Origin of the sequence: Anaerorhabdus sp. (genome assembly GCF_036657415.1) — a bacterium.
Lineage (GTDB): Bacteria > Bacillota_I > Bacilli_A > Erysipelotrichales > Erysipelotrichaceae > Anaerorhabdus.
In genome coordinates, this window is record NZ_JAVXGL010000072.1 from 1 (window position 1) to 9,964 (window position 9,964).

10 protein-coding genes are annotated in these 9,964 nt (G+C 30.3%); 8 read left to right on the plus strand and 2 right to left on the minus strand.

The genetic code is table 11. From position 1 onward, the window contains the following. The 7 genes from RSB60_RS09195 to RSB60_RS09225 form a co-directional block, all read left to right on the plus strand. A partial coding sequence (locus RSB60_RS09195) for a putative bifunctional diguanylate cyclase/phosphodiesterase (RefSeq protein ID WP_332615900.1) occupies window positions 1–1,588 on the plus strand: 1,588 nt, incomplete at its 5' end. A 17-nt stretch (window positions 1,589–1,605) separates the two neighbouring features. Next, window positions 1,606–2,772: a GGDEF domain-containing protein gene (locus RSB60_RS09200; RefSeq protein WP_332615902.1), complete on the plus strand. Its 1,167-nt coding sequence runs from the start codon at window positions 1,606–1,608 to the stop codon at window positions 2,770–2,772. Between the two features lie 41 nt (window positions 2,773–2,813). Next, complete coding sequence (locus tag RSB60_RS09205) at window positions 2,814–5,360, plus strand: EAL domain-containing protein (RefSeq protein ID WP_332615904.1); 2,547 nt, start codon at window positions 2,814–2,816, stop codon at window positions 5,358–5,360. Between the two features lie 74 nt (window positions 5,361–5,434). Further along, window positions 5,435–5,905 (plus strand): glutathione peroxidase, encoded by a 471-nt coding sequence (locus RSB60_RS09210; protein WP_323380825.1) that lies wholly within the window; start codon window positions 5,435–5,437, stop codon window positions 5,903–5,905. Window positions 5,906–5,916: 11 nt separating this feature from the next. Then, window positions 5,917–6,594, plus strand: a complete 678-nt coding sequence (locus RSB60_RS09215) for a Crp/Fnr family transcriptional regulator (protein WP_323380826.1) — start codon at window positions 5,917–5,919, stop codon at window positions 6,592–6,594. A 94-nt stretch (window positions 6,595–6,688) separates the two neighbouring features. Then, on the plus strand, window positions 6,689–7,021 hold the full coding sequence (locus RSB60_RS09220; protein ID WP_442879664.1) for a PadR family transcriptional regulator: 333 nt from the start codon (window positions 6,689–6,691) through the stop codon (window positions 7,019–7,021). Continuing rightward, window positions 7,014–8,615: an HAAS signaling domain-containing protein gene (locus tag RSB60_RS09225; RefSeq protein WP_323380828.1), complete on the plus strand. Its 1,602-nt coding sequence runs from the start codon at window positions 7,014–7,016 to the stop codon at window positions 8,613–8,615. Before RSB60_RS09220 ends, RSB60_RS09225 begins: the two co-directional genes overlap by 8 nt. A 96-nt stretch (window positions 8,616–8,711) precedes the next feature. Here RSB60_RS09225 and trxA read toward each other — a convergent pair whose 3' ends face one another. Beyond that, window positions 8,712–9,026, minus strand: coding sequence for a thioredoxin (trxA, locus tag RSB60_RS09230; RefSeq protein WP_323380829.1), 315 nt, complete (start codon window positions 9,024–9,026; stop codon window positions 8,712–8,714). A gap of 273 nt (window positions 9,027–9,299) precedes the next feature. Beyond that, entirely contained in the window at window positions 9,300–9,686 is a 387-nt protein-coding gene (locus tag RSB60_RS09235; RefSeq protein ID WP_323380830.1) for a MerR family transcriptional regulator, read from the minus strand. A gap of 96 nt (window positions 9,687–9,782) precedes the next feature. Between RSB60_RS09235 and RSB60_RS09240 the strand changes: the two genes are divergently transcribed. After that, window positions 9,783–9,964: aldo/keto reductase (locus RSB60_RS09240; RefSeq protein WP_332615908.1), on the plus strand; the 182-nt coding region annotated here is incomplete at its 3' end.

Genomic DNA, 9,964 nt, shown 5'->3' on the forward strand with positions numbered 1-9,964 from the left:
TGTAAGAAAAGATAGTCTTGAGTTGGTAAAAGGAAGTCAAAAATTCTACGACTTTTTTGGTGAAGATGAAATAAATGTAGACAATGATTTAATTGAGCATAATTTAAAATTCAATAAAAAAATAATAGAAAATAATTATGCAAGATTAAGACTAGGTGAAACCTGTAATGATGAACTTTCACTTGTTGATAAAAATAATAATTGGTATAACTTTCAAATCTATGGTAGTTGTATTGATTGGCATTTAGAGGATCCTGTGTATGTTTTTGTATTCATCGATATTACAGAGAAGGTAGCACAAAGAATCAATTTATTAAATCTTGCGTATGTTGACTCTATTACAAGAGGTCGCAGTAAAACATCATTCAAGGAAGAAACAATGAAGATACTTAGTAATTGTAAAGTAAATGAATATTGTTTAGTATCAATTGACATTGTTAAGTTTAATGCGATAAATGATGCATTTGGTATTGAAGAAGGTAATAAAATTTTAAAATATGTTTATGAGACAATTGCATTAAATCTATCTGAGAATGAATGTGTTGCACGAATTGAGTCTGATGTATTTGATATATTAATGCGAAATGATGGTAAAGAGCATATTGAGAAAAGACTACAAGAAATTGTTACACAGATTAATCGATTTAATGAAATGGCATCGATTAAATATTATATAAGCTTTGCTTGCGGTATTTATTGTATTGAAGACCCAGAAATGCAATTAATCAAGATTCAAGATCGAGCAAATTTAGCACGAAAAAAATTGAAAAATGATATTGATGCCGAGTTTTGTCAATGTCGATTCTATAATGCACAAGATACATTGGAGTTAATACGTGAAAAAGATATTGAAAATAAAATGCGATTAGCTCTAGAAAATCATGAATTCAAATTATACTTACAACCCAAATTTAATCTATTTACTAATAAGGTAGATGCTAGTGAAGCATTAATCCGTTGGATTGGTAGTGAAGAAATATATCCAGAAGAGTTTATTCCTCTCTTTGAAAGAAATGGGTTTATTGTCGAGTTAGACTACTATGTGTTTGAAGAGGTTTGTAAGACGATTCGTAAATGGCTAGATAACGGTGTTAGTTTTGACACAATTTCATTTAACATGTCACGTTACAATTTAGCAAACAATGATAAATTATCTCGATATGAAGTATTGAGAAATAAATATAATATACCATCAAGTTATCTTGAATTTGAAATTACGGAATCATTGATTATTGAAAGTGAAACGGTAATTACTCGATTTATCGATAATGCGAAAACTTTGGGATATCGATGCTCAATCGATGATTTTGGAAGTGGTTATTCTTCACTTAATGTATTAAAAACTATTCATGCAGATGCACTTAAAATTGATAAAGAGTTTTTCTCAGAAAAAGGCGGGAAAAGAGAAGAGACTATTATCGAATTTATAATTAAACTAGCCCATGAATTGGGTATGAAGACAGTTGCTGAAGGTGTTGAAACAAAAGACCAAGTTGATTATCTAAAAACACTTGGATGTGATATGATACAAGGATTCTATTATTCAAAACCTATAACAGTTAGTGAGTTTGAAAGATTGTATCTATAGGCTAAAAGGAGAAATGTATGCGTAAAAAGGTAAAGTTTAATTTAAGCAGAGTAGACGTTCAAGTGTCTTTATTTGCGGCTATTGCTGTAGGGCTTTCCTGTTTTGTTTTATTTTGGATTACATATGATTTTACGTATAAAGATATGATTTATACATTGGAACAGCGAGTCGAGTCAATTGTAACTTATGTAGAGGAAGAGAGATTTGATTTAACAGCGTTCGATGATATAAACGATAAAAGTGATATAACAGCAGAGAAATATATTGCAATGAAGGAAATGTTTGGTGAGATTCGAAAAATAACAAATGCTAAATATTTATATACTGCAAAAGAAAATGAAGATGGAGCATTAATTTATTTGATTGATGGATTACCTATGGATGATCCAGATTTTAGATATCCAGGTGATTTGATTGAACCTGACTTTCAAGCTGATTTAAGAAAGGCTTTAAATGGACAACGTGTAATGCCAAATGAAATCTTAGATACGGATTGGGGCGATGTCTTTGTTGCATATGTACCAGTACATAATGCAGATGATGAAATCATTGGAGCGATTGGAGTTGAATTTTCAGCTGAGAATCAATATAAAACATTTCAATTGATACGCCAAGTTACCCCTTTGATTATCGGCTTGTCATGTATAGTTTGTGCAATCTTCTCAGTTATTTATTTTAGAAGAATATCAAATCCACGATACAAGGATTTAGCGAATACGGACTATTTAACTTCTCTTAAGAGTAGAAATGCTTATGAAGTAGATATAAATAATCGTGCAAGCCAACATAAACTTATGAATTTAGGTGTTATATCGACAGATTTAAATGGACTCAAAAAAATAAATGATTCAAAGGGTCATGAACAAGGAGATGAATATCTAAAGTGCTATGCGGAAACACTACGTCGTGTATGTACTAAAAATGAAATTTCTTACCGCATTGGTGGAGATGAATTCATTGTTCTAGTAGAAAATGCAACAAATGAAAAAATGGAAGAATTAATAATGAAGATAGAAATGAACTTTAAAGAGACCGCAGAAAACTTTGAAGATGCAGCTTACTCAATTGGATATGCAATCTGTAGAGATAATAAAATTGATAGTTGGCAAATGGCTGTGAAAGAAGCTGATCAAAATATGTATAACGCAAAGAAAGAATATTATTCAAATAAAAATAACATCTAGTTTAAAATTGCATAGATGTATATTTTGGAGGGAGAGAAATTATGAGAAGTCTTCAACTGATTTATGAGGATAAAAACCAATTTGATACTTTTCTGCTTGAGAATTCATTTGATTATGAATCTGACTGCTTAGTTAGAATCTATGTTTCAAATCATTCAAAAGAAGAAGCTGTAGAGGTTTCTAAAGCAATAAAAAATCTTCTGCCAAACAGTAGAATTATTGGATGTAGTGCAAATGGAGTCATTTTTCATGGAAAACAATATGAATCAGATATTTTAGTTGTCATAGAAAAACATGAAAAGACGAATATTATTAAAGGTAAAGTTGTATTTGAGAATAAAACAACATTAGAAATTGCGAATGAAATTAAACAAAATATTGAAGAAGAAAATATAGCTTTAATGCATATTTTAATTGGCAATCAGTGGACTCAAGCAGGTATATTTTTAGATGATATGAATACGGTTAATCCAGGTATAAAGCTCGCGGGTGGTATTGCGGGTAATAATATGAATCAAGATGTTATATCATTCGTATTTGATGAATATGAAGCATTTGAGGCAGGATTAATTTATGCTGGTTATAGTAATGATGATTTAAAAATATTCACGATGGCAAATATTTCGCATGAACCAATCAGCTCTGTATATACGATTAATGAGGCAAAGGATACATATCTTGAAACAATTGAAGGTGTGCCAGCTACAGATTGGTGTTTTGAACAATTTGGATTACGACGTCTAAAAGAATATAAAAAGTGGCAACAAATTGCTGAAGATGATGAGTTAGTTAAATTTCCTTTGATTATTGAAAATAGTCATGGTTTAAGTCGCTTTATTCATTATGATTCTACATTGAATAAAATGTCACTCTACAGTTCAACATTGCCTTCTAATACAAAATTTAGAATTGGATACGTTAGCCCAACTCGATGTGTTAAAGAATGTCATGATATTTGTAAAGAAGTTTCGAAGCATTCAATTGAGTCATTATTTTGTTATACATGTGTCTTTAGAAAATTATATTTAGAGAATTGTGCAGATTGGGAATTGAAGCCTTTTGCAAACTGTAATATCTCCGGTGCATTTATGCTTGGTGAAATTGGATGGAATCACGATCGCAATAGTTTATATAATGGTTCATGTTGTTATGTTGGTTTAGCTGAAAATGAAAGTTACTTTTTACCAGATTTTTCGGTATTCGATAATTTATTTCATGTGAATACGGACGATGATAAGTTATTGAACTTTGTATTGAAGAAACAAAGTTTAGCAATGACTGAAATGAATCAACAATTGTTAGATAAACTTTTAGTTCAACAAGAAAAATCAAAGAGTCAGTTATATCTAGATACTCTTACTGGATTAGCAAATACACTTAAATATGATATCGATAAAAGTAAATATGGTTTTGATAAGATGTGTATGATTCAAATTGAAAATTCGAATTTACTAGTTTCACGATTTGGGCAAGAGGGTTATCATCAAATCTTAAAGGAAGGAATCAAATGTATTCTAGATGATAATGAATTGAAAAATAATTCTCGTAAATTTTATTGTTATGCTCTTAACGATACAACAATATTAGTTACCGCTGCAGCAGAAGTTAGTGATGAAGAGTTTATGACATTCATTGAATATTTATTTGAACGCTACCATACAATGGAATTTAATGAATTTCCAGAAATTCTTATAAATCGTTTTATCTTAGTCCAAGATGATAAAGAATTATTAGAAAAAGGAATCATTGCATTAAAGGAATGTCAGTACTTACAATCTCACTTTATTAATTATTCAGAGGTTGATATGAGTAGTAGTGAGTCTTTGCAAAAAGAACAAGACATGCTTAATATTTTGAATTATGCTCTTAATCATGACGGCATAATTCCATATTTTCAAGGCATCTATGATAATGAAAATAAGCAAGTTGCTAAATATGAAGCTCTGATGCGTGTTAGGGATGCAGCAGGCAATATTTATGTACCAAGTGATTTTATGGAAATTGCCAAGAAGTATCATCTATATACACGTTTAAGTATGATAATGATTGGAAAAGTACTCGAGTTATTCGAGGGAACAGGACTTGATGTTGCATTGAATTTATCAGCATATGATATCAACTATAAAACAGTAAATAATTTTATTATAGAGAAATTATCAAAAATGAAAGACTGCAGTAACTTTGTTTTTGAAATTCTGGAAGATGAAAGTTTTAAAGATATTTCAATGTTGCAGTCATTCTTAGAAAAAGTCAGAAAATTTAAAGTAAGAATAGCAATTGATGATTTTGGAATTGGTTATTCAAATTTCATATCAATTGCACAAATAGCACCAGATTTTATTAAAATTGATGGTGGTATTGTAAGAAACATTAAAAAAGATGTTATCTATCGTAAAGTACTCGAGAATATTGTTTTCTTAGGAAAACAATTGGATGCAAAAATTGTTGCAGAGTATGTAGAAGATGAAACAATCCAAGAAGAAGTAGAAAAATATGATATTCATTATTCGCAAGGATATTATTTTGCTCGACCAGTACCTTTTGAAATGATTAATTTTGAATCATTTAGTTGCTCTGTCAAATCTTGATAGAGCTTTTTAGATGCATAAAATAACTATTTGTGATAAATATCTTTATAATAAAGACATAAGGAGACATAACTATGATTTATGACTATTCAGTAAAGAACCAAGAGGGTGAAGAGATTTCACTTGAAAGATATAAAGGAAATGTGCTTTTAATTGTTAACACTGCTACAGGGTGTGGATTTACACCACAATATCAAGAATTGCAGGAATTGTATGAAAAATATCATTTACAAGGATTTGAAATTTTAGATTTTCCTTGTAATCAGTTCCATAATCAAGCTCCAGGAACAGATAGTGATATACATGAATTTTGTACGAGAAAATACCATGTTACTTTTCCGCAATTTAGTAAAATTGAAGTAAATGGTGAACATGAATCACCATTATATACTTACTTAAAAAATAGTAAAAAAGGTTTGCTAAGCAATAATATTAAATGGAATTTCACGAAGTTTTTAGTAGATCGTGATGGACAAGTAATTAAACGATTTGCACCAAATATTAATCCAAGTCAAATTGAAGAAGACATAGTAAAACTATTATAGAGGGAGATGTTATGCTAGATACAAAGAATATTGATGTACTAAATACGATTATTCCAGCATGGGACAGGCTTTCAACACAAGAAAGAGACTTGATTGTCAATCATGCAACAGAGGTGCGCTATCCAGCTCATCAGACAATTCATGGTGAAAGAGATGATTGTTTAGGCGTATTTGTTGTGACTAAGGGAAAATTACGCGTTTATATGCTTTCTGAAGAAGGAAGAGAAGTAACCCTTTATTATTTAGAAAACAACGATGTATGCATTTTATCAGCATCATGTATTTTATCATCAATAAGCTTTGATGTATTCGTAGATTCAGAAACGGAAACAACCGGAATTTTAATTGATACTGAAGCATTTTCACAAGTGATTGAGAAGAATGTTTATCTAGAAAACTATGTTTATAAATTGACTACGGAACGATTTAGTGATGTTATGTGGGCCATGCAACAAGTATTGTTTACGAGTATGGATAAAAGATTAGCCATCTATCTATATGATGAAATGAATCATGCAAAAACTAGTTGTATAGAAGTTACCCATGAGGCTCTAGCTAAATATATAGGTAGTGCTAGAGAGGTAGTAAGTAGAATGCTGAAGTACTTTGAAAAAGAAGGAATTGTAGAATTATACCGTGGTGGAATACTAATTAAAGATAAGGAAAAACTAAAAAGCTTAGTAAGATAGAGGAAAATCCTCTATTTTATTTTCTTAATAATAGGTATAAAACAGTACTTGACAATGCAAAGTACTAATGATAATCTTATAGCAAGGAAGTGATATGATGAACACACAATTCAAAAAGGGTGTCTTGGAACTTGTAGTTATGATGGTTGTAGCTAAGCAAGATATCTATGGATATGAATTAGTAAAAGAAGTTTCTAATATTGTCCATGTAAATGAAGGGACAATATATCCACTCTTAAAGAGAATGACAAATGATTCATTATTTGATACATATTTACGCGAATCAACAGAAGGACCACCTCGAAAATACTATCGAATCACAGCTAGAGGGATTGAAACTATGGAACAAACGAAGAAGGAATGGATGGAATTCTCTACAAGCATAAATCGCTTTATAGAGAACAGTAAGGAGAATAAACATGAATAAACAACAATTTTTAGAAAAATTAAAAAATCGTTTAGTTATCTTAAGTGATTCTGAAGTAAAAGATATTTTAGATGAATATTCAGATACAATTGATCAAAAAATTCAAGAAGGAATGACAGAAGAAGATGCTGTAAAAGATTTTGGGGATATCGATGAACTTGCGAATGAAATATTAGAAGCTTATAAAATTAACACAAGTAAGAAATCTGCAAGACCGGATGATACAGCTCAAAAAGTTGGGAATGCTTTAAATGAAATTGTAGACTATTTAGTGAAATTCTTCTCAACGTTTTTTAGGGATTTATCAGTAGAAGGAGTAACGCGTACACTTGTATTGATTGGTGTTGCGATTGTATTAATTTTTGTCTTACAAATTCCATTCTACTTAATACGTTCATTAGTTAGAAGTTTATTAGAAGTAATCTTGCCTTATGGTATAGGACATGCATTCTCGATTGTAACTTCGGTTCTACTATCAATTGTATTCTTTGTACTTACAGTATTAATTATAATTAGTTTTGTAAGAGTAGGTGTCAATGGGGAAGAGATTAATGCTGAAAACTTGTTTAAAAGACCATTAACAGAAGGATTTAAGTTTGATGAAAAAACAAGCAATAAAGAACATAATACAAAAAAAGAAGAACCACTTCATGCGAATGAAAAAAGAGATGAAGCTACATATGTAAAAACTGAAAAGACAGAAAATAAAAATGAAAAAGAAGCAGCAAGTGATTCTACAAAAACAGAAAACAAAAATAAAGATTACTCTTATAGCTATTCATATGACTATAAAAATGGTCAAACTAAAAAGGAAAAATCTGAAACAAATGGATTTGGAAATGGAATTATCACGGCTTTCGTTTGGATATTACGCTTTATTGCAGTTTGTTTCTTGATTCCATTTTGGGGAATTATTGTTGGAATAGCAATCGCACTCGGTTTCCTTGTTTATTTATGGATAATTGGTGTGCCACTATTGGGTTTAATCTTCATTTCAATTGGTGCACTTGGACTTATTGGAGCTATCGTTGGAGGATTTACTAATCTTATCTTCAATCGCCGTCATCACTTTTGGTCAATCGGTGCTTCATTAATTATATCTGCATTATTCTTAGGTGTTGGTGTTCCATTAACGTTCAACGACATTGCAAACTTAGAACCAGTTTATATTACTTCACAAGAAGCTACACGTTATTTTGGAAAAAATGAACAACTAGAAGAAACGATACCTTATTATGAAAATGCAATTTATGATTTTAATGACTATGATGTAAAATTTGTATTAGATGATTCATTACATGATAAATTAGTTGTTGAAAGTAACGGTTCAGAATTTCTAGATATCGATTACTATCAAAGAGGAAATGACACATATCAAATCTATATCTACCAAGATTTTGATTCATTCCGTGGATTTAGAAATTATTTTATAAATATTGTAGAAGCAATGAAAGACAAAAAAATTCTTGTATTCGACAGTGGTGAATTACAAATAACTGTACGTGTTCCAGCTACAGAAAAAGATACATTCCAATATTATGATCGATTTGGAAATTTAAATACATTAAATGAAAAGGCGCTAGATGAAAACTAGCGCTTTACTTTTTTATATGTAATTTTTATTTTTGATGTGGAAAATATTGGTAGTTATAACTGTAATAAGAAACAAAAAAGCAAGTTTTCACTTGCTTTATGCATTTTTAACTAAATCTAATACTTGTGCTTTTGGTTTGAAGCCAACAGAAGTTTGTACAGGCTTACCATCTTTGAATACAATTAATGTAGGGATAGTCATAACACCATATTTCTCTGCAATTGCTTCTTCTGCATCAACATCTAGTTTAAATACTTTGAAGTCTTTTGCTTCTTCTGCAATTTCTTCAATGACTGGTGATAACATCTTACAAGGTCCACACCATGTTGCGAAGAAATCTACAAGAACTGGTTCCTTTGCTTCTAAAACTTCTTTTTCAAATGATTCTTTATTTAAATGTAATACTGACATATTAGTATTCCTCCTTTATTTACATCTTTATTCTATGCTTTTCTAAAGGGTTATTCAGTGACTATGTCACAATAAAATTACACAAAACTTTCACATATTCACCATGATGTCTTCACAACTGCAAACTATAATAGAGACATCAAATAGGAAATAATACCGTTTGATATAGATTTCTTTCCCCCGTTAAAGGATGTAAATCCTGAATGAAGAAGTGGACAACTACTTCTTTTTTTTATTTGCTAGGGGTGACTAATGAAGGAATATAAGTAAAGTCTAGTCGTTAGAACCTTTGGTGGTTACTTTGCCAGTGATAACATCTTTATAAAATTGTTGTTTAGTTTCTATAAATTGAAGACTTTCTTCAATTTCTTTTAATTTCGCAACTAATAATATTTTTTTATGATCAAGAATAGCTTGTCGTTTTGGAATTGAGGTATCACCTTCCATACATAGTTGTACGTATTGTTTCATTTCGCTGATACCCATACCACATTGTTTCAAACATGATAAACTCTTAATCCAAGAAATATCTTTGTCATCAAAAATACGGTAGTTGTTTTTATCACGTTTAACATTGGGAATTAATCCTTCATTACAGTAATATTTTAATGTTTCATAGGTCATATTGGTTAGTTTACAAGTCTCATTCATTGAAAACATATAAAATTCCTCCATTAAGGTATTGACCGGTAGTAACTACCGAGGTTTATAATTCAAATTGTATTCTAGGCTACAGGAAAGGTCAAGGTGATTGATATGGAATATGTCGTATTACAAAATGGTGTAAAGATGCCAAAATTAGGATTTGGAGTTTTCCAAATTTCAAAAGAAGAGTGTGAAAAATGTGTATTAGATGCATTGAAAGTAGGTTATAGACATATTGATACTGCCCAGTCGTATATGAATGAAGAGGAAGTAGGAAATGCTATAAAAAACTG

Coding starts and splice junctions, on each gene's coding strand:
- RSB60_RS09200 (WP_332615902.1), top strand. CDS start 1,606: ATGCGTAAAAAGGTAAAGTTTAATTTAAGCAGAGTAGACGTTCAAGTG.
- RSB60_RS09205 (WP_332615904.1), top strand. CDS start 2,814: ATGAGAAGTCTTCAACTGATTTATGAGGATAAAAACCAATTTGATACT.
- RSB60_RS09210 (WP_323380825.1), top strand. CDS start 5,435: ATGATTTATGACTATTCAGTAAAGAACCAAGAGGGTGAAGAGATTTCA.
- RSB60_RS09215 (WP_323380826.1), top strand. CDS start 5,917: ATGCTAGATACAAAGAATATTGATGTACTAAATACGATTATTCCAGCA.
- RSB60_RS09220 (WP_442879664.1), top strand. CDS start 6,689: ATGATGAACACACAATTCAAAAAGGGTGTCTTGGAACTTGTAGTTATG.
- RSB60_RS09225 (WP_323380828.1), top strand. CDS start 7,014: ATGAATAAACAACAATTTTTAGAAAAATTAAAAAATCGTTTAGTTATC.
- trxA (WP_323380829.1), bottom strand. CDS start 9,026: ATGTCAGTATTACATTTAAATAAAGAATCATTTGAAAAAGAAGTTTTA.
- RSB60_RS09235 (WP_323380830.1), bottom strand. CDS start 9,686: ATGTTTTCAATGAATGAGACTTGTAAACTAACCAATATGACCTATGAA.